Here is a 16,499-nt window from a genome sequence, read left to right as displayed (position 1 = left end):
GTTAGCAGATTGCCGGCAGGAAAGCGAATAACAGTTGGGGTAACCGGCGGCATTGCAGTATACAAGGCTGCAGAAATTGTCAGTACCCTTGTTAAAGCCGGTGCGGATGTACAGGTGGTGATGACTCCTTCAGCCTGTGAATTTGTAACACCTTTAACCTTCGAAACTCTTTCCGGCAACCCGGTACACACCAAAATGTTTCATGCCGGAACTGATGGCGGAGTACTTCATATTGACCTGGCTCAAAAATCTGATTTAATATTAATTGTACCTGCTACTGCCAATATCATTGGCAAAGCAGCAGCGGGTATAGCCGATGATCTTGTAGCTACCATAATTATAGCGGCAACTTGTCCGGTGCTTTTTTGTCCGGCAATGAATACAGCCATGTATGCAAATCCTGTGGTACAACGCAATCTAGCCCTTTTAAAGGAACTTGGTTACAACTTTGTCGACCCAGGTTCTGGCAGATTAGCCTGTGGGGCCACAGGTCAGGGCCGACTGGCGGAAATAGACGTTATATTACATAGCATAAAAAAACTTCTAACCCCCCAGGATCTGGCGGGGTTAACCGTTCTTGTTACCGCGGGACCCACAAGGGAACCCCTTGACCCAGTTCGCTATCTAACCAACAGGAGTTCTGGGAAAATGGGCTATGCCCTGGCAGAGGCAGCTAGCCAAAGGGGGGCCAAGGTAATCCTCGTAAGTGGTCCAACCTCCCTCAAGGCACCTCCCATAGAGGAAGTTATCCAGGTTGAAACAGCCATTCAAATGTATCAGGCGGTGGCGGATAGATTTTCCCGGGCGAATATTCTGGTTAAGGCAGCAGCAGTGGCAGATTACCGCCCTGATAATATTTGTGATCAAAAGATAAAAAAAGCTGCAGGGGAAATGAACATAGAATTGGTGGCCAACCCTGATATTCTCGCCCATATGGGTTCACGGAAATCAGACAAGCAGTTTTTAGTAGGCTTTGCTGCAGAGACAAATGACTTGGATAAAAATGCCCTTAGCAAATTAGAGAAGAAGAACCTAGATCTTCTCATTGCAAATGATGTGACACAACCAGGAGCTGGCTTTGACTATGATACCAATGCGGTTCGCATTTTTTCAAAAACAGGTACAATAAAGGAAATACCTGTAATTAGTAAAAATATTGTTGCTCACAAAATCTTGGATGCTGTGGTCGAATTTAGGAATTGTTAAGGGAAAATGACAAACTCGAAGAACTAGGAATATTGTGCCGAAAGGTGTGCTTGGGGGAACTATGCAATTTGCGGAAGTAGCAGTATCAGTTCCGGTGCGTGGGAACCAAAGTTTTCATTACAGGGTGCCTGAAGCCCTTGCTGAAGAAATAATTAGATTCAGCAGGGTAGAGGTACCCTTTTCAGGTAGATTGGTACAAGGCTTTGTCTTAGCTTTTAACAATCCACCTGATTTGAAAAAGATCAAAGAAATCAAAAGGGTTGTTGAACAACAACCCTTCTTAGATGATCAATTACTGGTTCTGGCCCAGTGGATGGAACAGAGATATCTTTGTGGTCTAGGGGATGCCCTGCAAAGTATAGCCGGCTCTGCCATCGGCAAAGCCACTGGAACCAAAGAACAGGATGTAATTATAGCAACCCCACCAGATAATGCAATAGAGGGTTTGGCCAGAGCTCCCAAGCAAAGGAAGGTTCTGGAGGTAGCTCTGTCGAGACCTGAACACACGAAAACTGAATTGGCAAAACTTGCAGGAGTGAACCTGCAGGTGGTTAATTCGCTGATAAAGAAAGGATATTTATCAGTTAAAGCCACCGAGCCAAGGGTAGAGCTTACCCCTTCACTACCTGTTTTGACCAAAGAACAGGAACATGCCCTTGCAAAAATACGGGATGCCATGGAAAAACAAAAGCCCCAGGCCATACTTTTGCATGGAGTCACTGGTAGTGGTAAAACAGAGGTGTACTTACGGTCAATCGCAGATACCATGTCAAAGGGCAGACAATCGATTATTCTAATTCCAGAAATATCTTTAACCCCCCAAATGGTGGCTAGATTTAAAGATCGCTTCGGTAATTTAGTGGCAGTTCTGCACAGTTCCATGTCTAATGGTGAGAGATATGCAGAAAAGAAAAGAATTAGGGATGGATTAGCCCAGGTCATACTAGGAGCCCGCTCGGCTATATTTGCTCCAACCGAAAGATTAGGGCTGATAATAATAGATGAGGAGCATGAACCCTCTTATAAACAGGATGAGAATCCAAAGTATCATGCCCGGGAGGTAGCCCTTAAAAGGGCTGCCCAAAATGATGCTGTTGTTATATTGGGAAGCGCAACTCCAGCCTTGGAAAGCTATTGCAGGGCCAGGGAAGGAGGGCCTTACCAGCTTGTAACCTTGGCCCATCGTGTTGACAATCGGAGACTTCCCCGGGTGCAGATTGTGGATTTGCGGGAGGAATTGGCCAAGGGCAACTTAAACATATTTAGCTCGCCCTTAATATCCGCCCTGTCAAAGCGTATTGAACAGGGAGAAAAAAGTATACTTTTCCTTAACAGGAGGGGCTTTGCCACTACGGTCTTGTGCCGCCGGTGTGGACAGGTAATGAAATGTCCCAGGTGTGATATTTCCCTAACCCTACATAATGACCAAAGGCTAAAATGTCATTACTGTGGTTATGGGATAAGCTCGCCCTTAACCTGTCCTGAGTGCAACAGTAAATATATACGTGGTTTTGGTGTAGGGACCCAAAGGGTGGAAGAAGAGGTTAAAAAATTATTCCCAGGCTGCAAAGTATTTCGGATGGATGCAGACACCACCTCCCGCAAGGGGTCCCATAAAGAAATATTGGAGCAGTTTATTAATGGGGATGGACAGATCCTTATTGGCACCCAAATGATTGCAAAGGGACTTGATATTCCTGAAGTAACCCTAGTGGGAGTAGTTAGTGCGGATGTTTCCCTCAATATACCGGACTTTAGGGCTGCCGAAAGAACCTTTCAACTGCTAACCCAGGTTGCTGGTAGAGCAGGGCGGGGGGAAGCATCGGGAGATGTAATCGTCCAAACCTATGATCCAGAACATTTTAGCATTTTAACGGCCAGGGACCATGACTTCATCAGTTTCTACCATAGGGAAATGTCAGTAAGAAAAGCCCTTTGCTACCCACCCTTTAGCCACTTGATCAGAATTTTATTTTCCGGTATAAGCGAAGCCGATGTAATGGCTGCTGCTGAGTGGTGGCAGGAAAGCTTAAAGGGCATTGTAGAAGAAACTAAAATTACAGGGGTAGAGGTACTAGGGCCTGCCCCTGCGGGAATACCAAAAATAAAAGAACGTTTTAGATGGCAGCTAATTTTAAAGGGTGCAGTTAGCACAGACCTGAGGAAGGTTGCCGGGACCCTGTTACAGCGAGCTGGAATAAGGTTTAAGAAGGTTACCGTAAGTATTGATGTAGATCCCTTAAGTATATAAGGGTATAATATAAGGGTACAGGATACCTCCAATAATCCAAAAATTACTGGATTATTGACTAATAATTACGGAAATCGACTCAAATGAATAGATAATTGGCATTAAATTGACATTTCTTATATTACTAAGGGGGATTATAGCGGTGGCTGTGTATAAGATTGTAGAAATAGGCGACGATGTATTGAGAGAGAAGGCCAAGCCGGTTAAAGAAATTAATCCTAGCATTATCAAACTGCTGAATAATATGGCGGACACCATGTACCAGGCCCGGGGTGTTGGGTTAGCTGCTCCACAGATCGGAGTCTCCAAAAGAGTAATAGTTGTTGATATCGGAGAAGGATTAATAGAGCTTATTAATCCCAGGATCTTAGAGTCCTCAGGCAGTGAAGAGGATACAGAGGGTTGTCTTTCAGTGCCCGGTATGGTTGGCGAGGTAACCAGGGCTGAGAAAATAGTTATAGCCGGTCTAAATCGAGAGGGAGAAGAAGTTGCCTACAAGGCCCGGGGACTCATGGCTAGAGCCTTCCAGCATGAACTGGATCACTTAGATGGAGTGATCTTTGTAGATAAGGCCAGCAATATCAGAAAAGCGGAGCAATAAAAAAACAAGAGGAGATTATAGATGCGTATCGTTTTTATGGGAACGCCGGATTTTGCCGCAGCCTCCCTTAAGGCATTGATTGAAACACAGCATCAAATAGTTGGAGTGGTTACTCAGCCAGATAAGCCAAAGGGACGGGGAAAGCAAGTTCAGCCTCCCCCAGTAAAGGTTTTAGCACTGGAGAATAGTTTGCCGGTATATCAACCTGTCAGCATAAAGACGGATGAATTTCTTGAACAATTAAAATTATTACAACCCCAATGTATTGTTGTGGTGGCCTATGGCAAGATACTGCCCAGGGAGATTTTGCACTTGCCGCCCCTGGGCTGTGTCAATGTACACGCATCCCTTTTACCTTATTATCGAGGGGCAGCTCCTATACACTGGGCAGTTATTAATGGAGAGAAGGAAACCGGCGTAACCACCATGTATATGGACGAGGGTATGGACACCGGTGATATGATTTTAAAAGGAACTATTCCCATTGGTCCTGACGACACAGTGGGGATGATTCACGATCGGCTAGCTGCCCAGGGGGCAAAGCTGTTGGTGGAAACCCTTGGACTTATGGGACAGGGAAAGGCCCCCAGGCAATCACAGAATCATACTAGCGCTACCTACGCTCCCATGCTGCGTAAGGAACATGAGCCTATTGATTGGCAGGGTCAGGCCAAGGATATTCATAATCATGTTCGTGGCATGGATCCCTGGCCAGGAGCCTTTACTACCTGGGAGGGACAAGTACTAAAGATTTGGAAAACCGGTGTTCCCGCACCATTAATGTTGTCAGCATGCCCGGGAACGGTTTTAGAATTGCAAACTGGTGGAATACTGGTGCAAACGGGCTATGGGCAAATCTTGATTAAAGAATTGCAATTGCAGGGCAGCAAAAGAATGGAAGCAAGTCGCTTTTTGCGGGGTAAACAAATCACGCCGGGCACAGTTTTGGGTCAATGAAAGGATTGAGGGTAAGTTGATTTCTCCCGGTCAAGCTCAGGCTCCCCATGTAAGAAAAAGGTTATTTTTAGGATTGCTGGCAGCCAGCATTATTGTGGTAGGTCTATTGGTATTTACTGTTTGGTATCTTATGTATCATCCCACCACCATTTATCATCAAGTAATACTAATTAGTGTTGTTGTCCTTGTAATTTTGGCTATTCTGTTAGTTGCCTTTGGTGTTGGGGGAATTGTTCTGACCATTTGGCTGGCACAAACCATAACACCGCTGCAACCTTTGATGCGGGTGGCCATGACCACTCTTTTCCCCTTTGCCATAGTTCTGGGTAGAATATTTAAAATAGATGCTGATAAAATTAAAAACTCATTTATAGAAGTAAACAATGAATTAGTAAGGGCAAATCAAAAGCCCCTAAAGCCAAATCAAATATTACTGCTGGCACCCCATTGTCTGCAGGATAACGGTTGTCCCCATAAGGTAACCAATGACATAAACAACTGTAAACGCTGTGGCAAGTGTCACGTGGCTGAACTGCTTAATTTGAGAGATCACTACGGGATTAACGTAGGGGTGGCCACAGGGGGAACCCTAGCTAGAAAGTATGTCAAAGAATGTAGACCTAAGGGTATTGTGGCCATAGCCTGTGAGAGGGATTTATCCAGTGGTATTCAGGATTGCAGCCCGATCCCAGTGTTAGGGGTGCTGAATGAGAGGCCCTTTGGACCTTGTTTTAATACAAGGGTAACTACTCCTAGGGTAGCTAAGGCCATTGAATTTTTTCTAGGAACAGAAGCCACTGGAAAGGAAAGGGATACCAATTGAAGAATGTTACCGCCAGGGATCTGACTTTACAAGTGCTGAAAGCGGTGGAAGAAGAAGGGGCCTATGCAAATCTAGCCTTAAATAAGTTTCTTGAGCAATACCAGCCCGGCAAGTTAGACCGGGCTTTTGCCACTGAGATAACCTATGGTGTAATGAGAAAGCTTAACACCATAGATTGGATTTTGGCTCATTTTCTTAAACAACCTTTGGCCTCACAGACCGTTTGGGTAAGAAATATTTTAAGGATGGGCACCTACCAAATTATTTTCATGCCCCGGGTCCCTGATTCAGCAGCCTGCAACGAATCCGTGGAATTGGCCAAGAAGTATGGTCATGCCGGGGTGGCCAAGTTTGTCAATGGGGTCCTGCGAAATGTAGCCAGGCAGCAAAACAATCTGGATTATCCAGATTCCCAGAATGACCCGGTGGACTATGTCGCCCTAAAGTACTCTCACCCCACCTGGTTAGTGGAGAGGTGGCTTAAGGACTTTGGTTTTGACCAAACCATTGAACTATGTGAGGCTAATAATCGACCTGCACCAAATACCGTTAGGGTAAATACCTTGAAAATATCAAGGCAGGAATTGATAGAGAGACTTCAGGAGGAGGGAGTGGAGGCCAGGGAGACTAGATATGTGCCCGAAGGACTTCACATTAACGGTTTTTTATCATATAGATCCCTAAAGGCCTTTCAGGAGGGGCTTTTTCAAGTTCAAGACGAAAGTTCTATGATGGTGGCCCATGTTTTAAATCCGGCCTCTGGTGCCAGGGTTCTTGATGTGGCTGCCGCCCCAGGAGGAAAGACCACCCACATAGCACAGCTAATGGGAGATCGGGGAGAAATAGTTGCCGTTGACATGTATGCCCACAAGCTGGAATTGATCAAAGAGAATTGCCGGCGACTTGGTATTACCTCTATTCGTGGAGAGGTTTCCGATGCCAGGGAGTTGTATAAAAAGTATCAAGGCTGGGCCGACTATGTTTTAGTAGATGCCCCTTGTTCAGGCTTGGGAGTTTTGAGAAGAAGGCCTGATTCAAGATGGCGCAAGGACCCAAGCCAACTTCCCGGTGTAGTAAGACTGCAAAAGGAAATACTGCAGTCAGCAGCCAAGTGCTTACGCCCGGGTGGAGTTTTGGTCTATAGTACCTGCACCCTTACCAGGGAAGAAAATATGGGAGTGGTTGAGGATTTCCTGTCTAATCACCCTGAGTTTAGCCTTGGTGATTTAAGACAACTGCTACCACCTGGACTGGATAATGAGAGTTCCGCCGAAGAGGGCTATCTCCAACTGCTTCCTCATATTCATGGTATGGACGGGTTTTTTATTGCCCGACTGAGAAAAAAAGGGTTTGAATAGAAATGTGTAGAAATTCTTTGGGAAAGTTAAATTTAAAGGATTTAACCCTTGCTGAAATGAAGCAGTTTCTTCAGGAACTGGGCGAAAAGCCATTCCGTGCCGAGCAAATTTGCAACTGGGTATTGGCCAAAGGAGTGACTTCCTTTGATGAAATGACTAATTTATCCAAGGATTTACGGGAAAAGCTAGAGCGGGTTGCTAAAATCAATTCTGGTAAGATTTTGACCAGGCAGCAATCAGCTAAGGAAAATACTATCAAATACTTATTTGGGCTGGAAGATGGACATGCGGTGGAGAGTGTTTTAATGAAGCATTCCTATGGCAATTCCGCCTGCGTTTCTACCCAGGTCGGCTGCCGCATGGGCTGCATGTTTTGTGCATCCACCATGGAGGGACTGGTGAGAAATCTCAGCCCTGGTGAGATTTATGATCAGGTGCTGGTAATTCAGAAGGATTGCGGTGAAAGGATAAGTCATATTGTGATTATGGGGGCGGGAGAACCCCTGGATAATTATGACAATGTCATGAAATTTCTAGAGAATATTAATGCTGGGTATGGCTTAAATATTGGATACCGACATATAACTTTATCAACCTGTGGTTTAGTTCCCAAAATCCTGGAGCTGGCACAAAGGAAGCTACCCATAACCCTCGCTATTTCCCTTCATGCGCCGGAGGATTCCCTGAGGGATCGACTTGTTCCAATAAATCGCCGTTATAAACTGGGCGAGTTGATGGACGCATGCAGAAGGTATATAGAAATAACAGGTAGGAGAATAACCTTTGAATATGCGCTGCTTTCCGATGTCAACGATCATATGGAACAGGCCAAAAAATTGATAGGACTACTAAAGGGACTGCTTTGTCATGTGAACATTATTCCAGCCAATCCCGTAGAGGGCAGGGGTTTTGAAAGAACTTCTCAGGAGAAGGTTCAAGCCTTTAAGGAGGTCTTGGAAAAGGGCGGTCTGGCTGTAACGGTTCGTCGTGAACTAGGCACAGATATTGACGCCGCCTGTGGCCAGCTTAGACGTCGATATGAAGGGCGGGAAAATAGTTAAGTAATTGGTTTTAGTGAGGTGAAAAGCATGGGGATGTTTTCCGGACTGGAAGATAAGCTAGAAAAATATATTGAGGGTTTCTTTAAAAATAAATTCAGCACCGGCGCCCGTGTACAGCCTACCGATATCGCAAAAAAACTTTTTCGGTCTATGAAAGACAAGCGTAGGGTGAGTGTAGCTAATATTTATGTGCCAAATGAATACTTTGTTTATTTGCACCCGACTGATTACGAAACCATTGTGCCAATGGCTCCGGCTTTATCATCGGAATTGGTTGATTATTTAATTCAAAAGGCCAAGGAAAAGAATTTTACCCTGGTGGCCAGACCGACAATACAATTTGCCGAACTGGATAGCATTAAGTCAGGGGATATATTAATTGAATGTAAATATGGTCAAGCTGAGCCTGAAGAAGTCAGGGATATTTGGCAAAAAGCTGTGGATGAAAGTAAGTATGAACAGATAGAAAACACCATGAATTTTGAGCCAATCAGGGATACGGCACCCATACCAAAGATTAAGTCGGCAATATCCGCTTCACTGTTCGTAGAAGAGGGACCCGACACCGGCAGAGAATTTTTACTTGGAGATTATCGTGTTGTTATGGGGCGAAGGGATTCGTGTGATATAGTGCTTTTAGATTCAAGTATTTCTCGTAGGCATGCCCAGTTGGAACCGGCTGGTGGACGCTACTGGTTAACGGATTTGGGCAGCACCAACGGTACATACCTAAATGGCCTATTGGTTGAGAAGGTTGAATTAACCTCGGGGGATGTAATATCCCTGGGCAGTACCGTATTAATATTTAAGGAGTTTTAGCTGTGCTGGGCCTAGCTGTAACGGTTTTGAGATATTTATTCTTAATATTACTTTTCCTCTTTATTCTTAGGCTTACTGCCAGCATGATAAGTGAGCTAAGGAGAGGTGCCCAATTGGAAGAACAGCAGTCTAATAGGCTGCGTACGCCGCCGGCTTCTGCCGGTGGAGATGGGGCAAGACTGCAGGTGGTTTCCCCAGGGGAAGAGGACCTTGAACAGGGCGAAGAGTTTCAATTAGGAGAATTAACTAAGCTTGGACGAGGTCTAGATAATCATATTATTTTTCATGGAAATTTTGCCTCTCAGGATCATGCCCGCATAATTTTTCGCCAAGGGCAATATTGGCTGGAGGACCTGGGAAGCTTAAATAAAACCTATTTAAATGACCTAGTGGTCAAAAGGCCGACGGTTTTAGCCAATGGTGATCGTATTAGGATTGGTGAAGTAAATTTTCGGTTTGTGAGGTGGGCCTATGAAATGGAGTCAGATAACTGATGTGGGGCGGGTCAGATCCTCCAATGAGGATAGTGTATGTGTTTGTCCGGAGATCGGTCTCTATGGGGTTGCTGATGGCATGGGAGGACATAAGGCTGGTGAGATAGCCAGCAGCACAGCACTCAAGTACCTGGAAGATAACTTACCTATTTACCTTAAAGAATCTCCAGATAAGGCCGAAGCACTACTTAGGTCCTTTGAGGAGGCAAATTTAAGGGTATTTAGGATGTCTACTGAATTTGCTGATTTTCGAGGCATGGGTACCACTGTGACAGTCGGCTTATTGGTGGATGATGAATTGCTCATTGCCCATATAGGTGATTCAAGGGCTTATCTTATAAGACAGAATCAGATTGCTCAGATTACAGATGATCATTCCCTGGTGGCTGAGATGCTCAGAGGGGGAGGTATTACTGAGGAGCAGGCACAACACCACCCCCAACGCAATGTACTTACCAGAGCCATGGGTACTGCACCTACAGTAAATCTTGATTCCTATCGAGTTAAGCTTCAGCAGGGTGATAGGATATTGTTCTGTACTGATGGATTAAGCAACCACCTAAATCCTGAGGAAATAAAAGATGTTATAGCCCGGGGAAATTTGGAACAGGGGCTTTACACTCTTTTAAACATGGCATTGGACCGGGGTGGTCTGGATAATATTACTATGGTCCTGATAGAAATGGACTAGTGGCTCGGGGGTGTTGCTATGACGGCACTTCTTCGTAAAGAAGAGCGGGCCTTGCTATATTATGTGGCGGCCTACCTGGCAGTTGGAGTTTTGACACTCTATCTTGGTGAACCTGAACTTAATACTGCCTATGATCTAGCACTGGCCTCCGGTACAACTTTACCCTTTTGGTGGTTTGTGATGTTTTTAAGCATGGGAACAATGGCAGCCTTTATAAGCATTAGTGTTTATTGGAGGTTGGCCGGGTTCAAGTGCGATCCTTACTTAATGCCTATTACCGCCGCTCTAACTGCCTCAGGTCTGGTGTTTTTATTTCGCTTACGTCCGGAGTACGCAGAACGGCAATTTGCTTGGCTGTTAATTGGATTGCTTGCTTTAGTAGTCATCACCACCATATTAAGAAATCTCGATTGGCTGGCAGAGTACAAATATCTTTATGTTGCTGCAGGGGTGTTGCTGCTTATATTGCCGGTATTTTTTGGCCAAGAGCAATACGGTGCCAGAAGTTGGCTCAACATAGGGGTATTCCAACTACAGACCTCTGAATTTGTGAAAATATTGCTGGTGCTTTTTTTAGCTAGTTTTCTGGCAGAGAATCGACGTATGCTTTCAGCCGCAAGTAATGAAATACTTTGGGTAAATATACCGGCAATCCGTGAATGGGGGCCCCTGGCAGCCATGTGGGGAATTTCCCTGGTTATCCTGGTCTTTCAAAAGGACCTAGGGACAGCCTTGATTTACTTTTCCACCTTTTTGGCCATGGTTTATGCTGCAACTGCCAGGATGTTTTATATCATAACAGGATTAGGTTTATTCTTATTAGGAGGCACCGCAGCCTATCACCTATATGGGCATGTCCAGGCTAGGGTAGATATTTGGCTTGATCCCTGGCCCTTGATGGGAGGGAGCGGGTATCAAATTGTTCAGTCTTTATTTGCCCTTGGTTCAGGCGGCTTGTTTGGCTCGGGATTAGGTCAAGGTATCCCTAGTTTAATTCCAGCGGTGCATACTGATTTCATTTTTTCTGCCATTGGAGAGGAACTGGGACTTTTAGGAGCCTGCGCGGTAATCATATTGTACATGTGTTTTGTCTTCAGGGGATTAATGATTGCCCTGGCCGCAAAGGATGATTTTACTGCCCTATTGGCCACTGGTATAACCTCCCTGATGTGCTTGCAAACCTTTATTATTATTGCGGGGGTTATTAAACTCCTACCTTTAACAGGCGTAACTCTACCCTTTATTAGTTACGGGGGCAGCTCCCTGGTGGCAAACTTTATTTTATTAGGTTTACTGCTCAATATTTCCCATGAGGTAAACGGGCAATGAAACATAATATTAAAAGACTAGGCTACCTTTTATTGTGTAGCTTTATAGTATTAATAGTATATCTTACCTATTTAATTATGCAGCAGGGCGAGGCCCTGGCCACACACCCACAAAACCGCCGCATGGCAGCCAAAGAGGCCGAAATATTGCGGGGCACTATCTATGATCATAAAGGAGTAGTGCTGGCTGAGACAAAGTGGGTGGGTGAGCGGGGCCAGAGGGTTTATCTTAAGGATGATAATGTTGCTCCCTTTGCTCATCTAGTGGGTTTTACTTCCGAACGATATGGCTCCTCTGGTCTGGAGGCTACCTACAGCAGGGAACTGCTTGGTCTAACTGATGCTGATGTCCTTGAGAACTTCATGGACAAATTATTTAACCGAAGACCCCAGGGGAACGATTTGCTTCTCACCCTTGATGCTGCTGTTCAAAAGACCGCCCAGCGAGCCCTTAAGGGTAAACGCGGGGCGGTGGTGGCCATTGACCCTGCAACAGGTGCTATACTGGCGATGGTTAGTTCCCCAACCTACGATACCAATGCCATTACTGAGCAAAAGGTTTGGGAAATGCTAGCCACAGATGAGAAAAATGCCCCTTTGCTTAATCGTGCAACCCAGGGTGCTTATCCCCCTGGTTCTGTAATAAAGCTGGTTACAGGGGCAGGAATTTTAGCCCATCATACGCCGGAAAGTTTTGAGTGTCCAGGATACTTGATGGTGGATGGACAGAAACTTGTTGATAACCGGGCCCATGGAGAAGTGGATTTGATCGAAGCTTTAGCAGTATCCTGCAACACCTTTTTTGCACAGGAAGGGTTAAAACTGGGTTGGCCCGGCTTTATTAAAGGCGCTGAGCAATTTGGGTTGACAAGCTCGCCGGATATAGGTATAAGCATCCGAAGGGGAACCTTGGCTACAGAAAGCCGACAAAACAAAAGTCAATTAGCAGAGTCCTCCATAGGACAAGGCGATACCCTGGTTAGCCCCTTGCATATGGCCCTGGCCTGCTCTGCCATTGCTAACCAAGGGGTTATTATGAAGCCCTATTTAGTAAATGAGGTACGCAAGCCCGACGGTAAACAAATTAGCACAACAAAAATATCACCCTGGCTGACGGCAACAAGTCCTGAAATTGCTGAGGTTATTACCCAGGGCATGCTGGCCGCAGTGGAGCGGGGTACAGCGGGTAATGCAGCCATCAAGGGTGTAAAGGTTGCCGGAAAAACAGGTACTGCAGAAACCAAGACTGAACAAGATCCAAACAGTCTGCCCCATAGCTGGTTTGTTGGCTTTGCCCCTGCAGAGCAGCCCAAGGTGGTGGTGGCTGTTATAGTAGAGAAATCCGGTGCCGGATCAGCAGTTGCGGCACCTATTGCCAGGCAGGTTATGGCAGCAGCACTGGCTGGTAAGTGATAAAAATGGTTGATCTGGAGTAGTGAGGAGTGGACAGTTGATGAACGGCAAAATTCTGGGTAACCGATATGAAATATTGGAACAATTAGGCGGTGGAGGAATGGCGCTGGTTTGGAAAGGGAAAGACACCTTTTTGAACCGTTTGGTTACCGTCAAGGTGCTCAGGCCGGAATATGCCAGTGACGAAGATTTCGTTCGTCGTTTTCGCCGAGAAGCTCAGGCTATTGCCAGCCTTTCACACCCCAATATTGTTAGCATCTATGATGTAGGGCAGGAAAATGATAGCTACTATCTGGTAATGGAATATGTTGAAGGTGAGAATTTAAAGGATTTAATCCGGAGGGAAGCTCCCTTAGAGCCAGCCAGGGCTATTCAGATAGGCCGGCAGATTGCCGATGCGTTGGAGCATGCCCATGAGAATAATATCATTCACCGGGATGTTAAGCCCCATAATATACTGATAACTAGAAGCGGCAGGGCTAAACTTACAGATTTCGGCATAGCCCAGGCCAGTGCTTCCACCCTCACTCATACAGATACAATTGTGGGGTCGGTACATTACATTTCCCCGGAACAGGCCAGGGGAGAACCGGCTGGCCCAAAATCCGACATCTATTCTCTGGCGGTTGTCTTGTACGAGATGTTAACGGGTCAAGTACCCTATCAAGGTGACGGTGCCATAGGTGTGGCCCTAAAACACATCCAGGAGCAGCCCCTGTCATTAACACAGATTAACCCAGGGGTCCCTCAGGACCTGGAAAAAGTAGTTCTTAGGGCTATGAATAAGATTGCTGACAGAAGACATAGAAATGCCAAAGCACTGGGTGACGATTTAGTATCAATAAGTGAGGAAACCAAAACCCTAGCACCTATAAATGATGACGACGAGCATACAAGAATTCTCCCTTTGGCGGGCATTAATAAAGAGGATAATAGAATACCTAAAAATGAAGCAAAACCTAAGGGCAAAAAGTTGAAACCTGCTGCCTGGGTAATGCTGGCGGTTGTGGTAGTGGTTCTGATGAGCGGACTTATATTTGCCTTTAACAGTTATTTAAACGTGGCAGAGGCTAAAGTACCTCCTGTAGTGGGGATGAAGCTAGAGGATGCCGAAAGTCTATTAAAGGAGCGGGGACTTATTGTTAAAGTAAGTCGCCAAAACCATAAAACAGTACCTAAGGATGAGGTTATATCCCAGGAACCGGAGGCTAATAAGGTTGTAAAAAGGGGCCGGACGGTTGTCCTACTGGTAAGTAATGGGCCGGACTTAGTCGATGTCCCTGACGTTACAGGCGTTAGCTATGACGAAGCCCGCCTTACCTTAATATCCAACGAGTTCCAGCCCGAGGTGCCGGAATACATTTATCATCCTACCATAGACGATGGAAAGGTTGTAGAGCAGGAGCCAAGGGGTAAAACCCAGGCACCAAGGGGAAGCAGGGTTAAGCTTAAGGTTAGCAGGGGTCCCGAGCCGCAGATTTTAAAGATACCCAGCCTTATTGGTTTGACCCAGGAAGAAGCAAGATCAAGACTTACAGGTATGGGTCTTAACTTAGCTGAAATTTCAGCCCAGCCTAGTCAGGATTACCTTACCGGGCAAATAATAGCACAAAATCCTCAAGCCGAGACAGAGGTAGAACAGGGAACCGGGGTTAATGTAACTATAAGTACCGGGCCAGGTCCTACCCCCAGGGACGTATTAGTTTCCATAACTGTTCCCCAGGATGGCAAGGTGCATGAAGTGAGGATTAAAACCATTGATGTGAGAGGAGAAAACTTCGCCTATGTTAGCTCACATCAGCCAGGTGACGAGATTTCCAAAAATATTCGCTTTTATGGCAAGGGTACAGTACAGGTATTAATTGACGGCAACTTGGTGGACAGTAAAAGTATTGAATAAGCTCTTAATCTGAGGTGAAGGAACAATTGTTTGAAGGGGTATTAATCAGGGCTTATGGCGGCTTCTACTATGTAAAAAAGGGAGAGGAAGTATGGGAGTGCTCCCTCAGGGGTAAATTTCGTCTAGAAAAAAACACTTCAACTGCCCTGGTGGGTGATCGGGTTAAAGTTACGCCCATAAGAGGAAAGACAGGCCGTATTGATGAGGTCCTCCCGAGAAGCACAGAGTTATTCCGTCCTCCGGTGGCCAATATAGACCAGGCAGTCATTGTTTTTGCAGTCCAGAGCCCTGACCCAAACCTTACATTATTGGATAGATTTTTAGTTCTGGCCGAGCATGCCAACATACTCCCAGTGATTTGTTTAAACAAGGCTGATTTGCTGTCTGGTCGCCGAGGGCCTGAATGGCTTAAACCATATCGCAAGATAGGCTATAAAACAATCATTGCCAGCACCAAGCTGCAGGAAGGTATAGAGGAGCTTAGGGAAGTACTTACAGGTAGAGCATCTGTATTTGCCGGACCCTCGGGTGTAGGAAAGTCAAGCCTACTTAATGCTATTCAGCCGGGACTGGAGTTAAAGACGGGTGAGATAAGTCATAAGCTAAAAAGGGGTAAGCATACCACCAGACATGTAGAGCTACTTCCCCTCCTGACAGGTGGCTATGTAATGGATAGTCCAGGATTTTCCAGCCTGGACTTGCCAAAAATGGAAAAGGCAAACCTTGGTTTCTTTTTCCCAGAGTTTGAAGGCTTTATTACAGATTGCAAATTTAATGGCTGCCTGCACAGTCATGAGCCCCATTGTGGAGTAAAAAAGGCCGTGCAGCAAGGTTTAATCAGTGGGGATAGATACCAAAATTATCTAGCTTTTCTAGAAGAGGTTACCCAGCAGGAGAGGAGATACTAAGTAATATGGTAAAGATCGCACCCTCAATTCTTTCAGCGGATTTTGCTAATCTGGCCAGTTCGGTTCAGGTAGTGGAGCGGGCAGGGGCAGAATATCTTCATATAGATGTTATGGATGGGCATTTTGTCCCTAACATTACCATTGGACCACTAATAGTGAAGGCATTAAGACCCCAGAGCAGCATGTTTTTTGATGTGCATTTGATGATCGAAAACCCTGATCGCTATATTGAAGAATTCATAAAGGCAGGAGCAGATTTGGTATGTGTACATGCCGAAGCCTGCACCCACCTGCACAGGTGTGTTAGTCAGATAAAGGAAGCAGGAGTTAAGGTGGGAGTTGCCCTGAACCCCCATACTCCTTTAAACATAATTGAATATGTATTACCCATGCTGGATCTGGTACTGCTCATGACAGTTAATCCAGGCTTTGGGGGACAGAAATTTATTCCAGAGGTAATTCCCAAAATCAAGATACTGGCTAATAGTATAAAGGAAAAGGGGCTATCTACTGAAATACAAGTAGACGGAGGAATCAACATAGAAACTGCCAGGCTAGTTACAGCCGCAGGTGCCAATGTCCTTGTGGCCGGCTCTGCCATTTTCGGCGCCCCGGATCCCGCCCAAGCTGTAATCTCCATCAGAGCTGCTGCAAACTGAGTCAAAGAACCCTCCCCGTGACTCAGTTTT

The 16,499-nt window shown here is 45.7% G+C and carries 15 protein-coding genes; all 15 read left to right on the top strand.

Annotation, left to right across the window (positions count from 1 at the left end; genetic code table 11):
• The first annotated feature begins 9 nt into the window (after positions 1 to 9).
• Complete coding sequence (gene coaBC / locus P6N53_RS03010; protein WP_304541074.1) at positions 10 to 1,206, top strand: bifunctional phosphopantothenoylcysteine decarboxylase/phosphopantothenate--cysteine ligase CoaBC; 1,197 nt, start codon at positions 10 to 12, stop codon at positions 1,204 to 1,206.
• A gap of 61 nt (positions 1,207 to 1,267) precedes the next feature.
• Positions 1,268 to 3,457: a primosomal protein N' gene (gene priA, locus P6N53_RS03005; protein ID WP_304541073.1), complete on the top strand. Its 2,190-nt coding sequence runs from the start codon at positions 1,268 to 1,270 to the stop codon at positions 3,455 to 3,457.
• 142 nt (positions 3,458 to 3,599) lie between these two features.
• The gene (gene def / locus P6N53_RS03000) at positions 3,600 to 4,058 is read left to right on the top strand and encodes a peptide deformylase (RefSeq protein ID WP_304541072.1); all 459 of its coding nucleotides are present in this window, start codon (positions 3,600 to 3,602) and stop codon (positions 4,056 to 4,058) included.
• Between the two features lie 21 nt (positions 4,059 to 4,079).
• Entirely contained in the window at positions 4,080 to 5,015 is a 936-nt protein-coding gene (gene fmt / locus P6N53_RS02995; protein WP_304541071.1) for a methionyl-tRNA formyltransferase, read from the top strand.
• A gap of 16 nt (positions 5,016 to 5,031) precedes the next feature.
• Positions 5,032 to 5,838, top strand: a complete 807-nt coding sequence (locus tag P6N53_RS02990; protein WP_304541070.1) for a DUF116 domain-containing protein — start codon at positions 5,032 to 5,034, stop codon at positions 5,836 to 5,838.
• A complete protein-coding gene (rsmB, locus tag P6N53_RS02985; RefSeq protein ID WP_304541069.1) occupies positions 5,835 to 7,196 on the top strand; it encodes a 16S rRNA (cytosine(967)-C(5))-methyltransferase RsmB in 1,362 nt (453 codons plus the stop codon). Before P6N53_RS02990 ends, rsmB begins: the two co-directional genes overlap by 4 nt.
• A 2-nt stretch (positions 7,197 to 7,198) precedes the next feature.
• The gene (gene rlmN / locus P6N53_RS02980) at positions 7,199 to 8,257 is read left to right on the top strand and encodes a dual-specificity RNA methyltransferase RlmN (protein ID WP_304541067.1); all 1,059 of its coding nucleotides are present in this window, start codon (positions 7,199 to 7,201) and stop codon (positions 8,255 to 8,257) included.
• Positions 8,258 to 8,284: 27 nt separating this feature from the next.
• The gene (locus P6N53_RS02975) at positions 8,285 to 9,076 is read left to right on the top strand and encodes an FHA domain-containing protein (protein ID WP_304541065.1); all 792 of its coding nucleotides are present in this window, start codon (positions 8,285 to 8,287) and stop codon (positions 9,074 to 9,076) included.
• Positions 9,077 to 9,078: 2 nt separating this feature from the next.
• Positions 9,079 to 9,570 carry an FHA domain-containing protein gene (locus P6N53_RS02970; protein ID WP_304541063.1) on the top strand — a complete coding sequence of 164 codons (492 nt, stop codon included), beginning with the start codon at positions 9,079 to 9,081 and terminating at the stop codon, positions 9,568 to 9,570.
• A complete protein-coding gene (locus P6N53_RS02965; RefSeq protein ID WP_304541061.1) occupies positions 9,548 to 10,261 on the top strand; it encodes a Stp1/IreP family PP2C-type Ser/Thr phosphatase in 714 nt (237 codons plus the stop codon). The genes P6N53_RS02970 and P6N53_RS02965 overlap by 23 nt, the downstream gene beginning before the upstream one ends.
• 18 nt (positions 10,262 to 10,279) lie before the next feature.
• A complete protein-coding gene (locus tag P6N53_RS02960; RefSeq protein WP_304541060.1) occupies positions 10,280 to 11,590 on the top strand; it encodes an FtsW/RodA/SpoVE family cell cycle protein in 1,311 nt (436 codons plus the stop codon).
• On the top strand, positions 11,587 to 13,002 hold the full coding sequence (locus P6N53_RS02955) for a peptidoglycan D,D-transpeptidase FtsI family protein (protein WP_304541059.1): 1,416 nt from the start codon (positions 11,587 to 11,589) through the stop codon (positions 13,000 to 13,002). Before P6N53_RS02960 ends, P6N53_RS02955 begins: the two co-directional genes overlap by 4 nt.
• Positions 13,003 to 13,042: 40 nt before the next feature.
• Positions 13,043 to 14,902: a Stk1 family PASTA domain-containing Ser/Thr kinase gene (gene pknB, locus P6N53_RS02950; protein ID WP_304541057.1), complete on the top strand. Its 1,860-nt coding sequence runs from the start codon at positions 13,043 to 13,045 to the stop codon at positions 14,900 to 14,902.
• 26 nt (positions 14,903 to 14,928) lie between these two features.
• Positions 14,929 to 15,810 carry a ribosome small subunit-dependent GTPase A gene (rsgA, locus tag P6N53_RS02945; RefSeq protein ID WP_304541056.1) on the top strand — a complete coding sequence of 294 codons (882 nt, stop codon included), beginning with the start codon at positions 14,929 to 14,931 and terminating at the stop codon, positions 15,808 to 15,810.
• Positions 15,811 to 15,815: 5 nt separating this feature from the next.
• The gene (rpe, locus tag P6N53_RS02940; protein ID WP_304541055.1) at positions 15,816 to 16,469 is read left to right on the top strand and encodes a ribulose-phosphate 3-epimerase; all 654 of its coding nucleotides are present in this window, start codon (positions 15,816 to 15,818) and stop codon (positions 16,467 to 16,469) included.
• Positions 16,470 to 16,499 lie beyond the last annotated feature (30 nt).

Source organism: Desulforamulus aquiferis, from assembly GCF_030577015.1.
GTDB classification, from domain to species: domain Bacteria; phylum Bacillota; class Desulfotomaculia; order Desulfotomaculales; family Desulfotomaculaceae; genus Desulfotomaculum; species Desulfotomaculum aquiferis.
The sequence above is the reverse complement of the archived record's forward strand: the minus strand, read 5'-3'. Positions and strand labels throughout refer to the sequence as shown.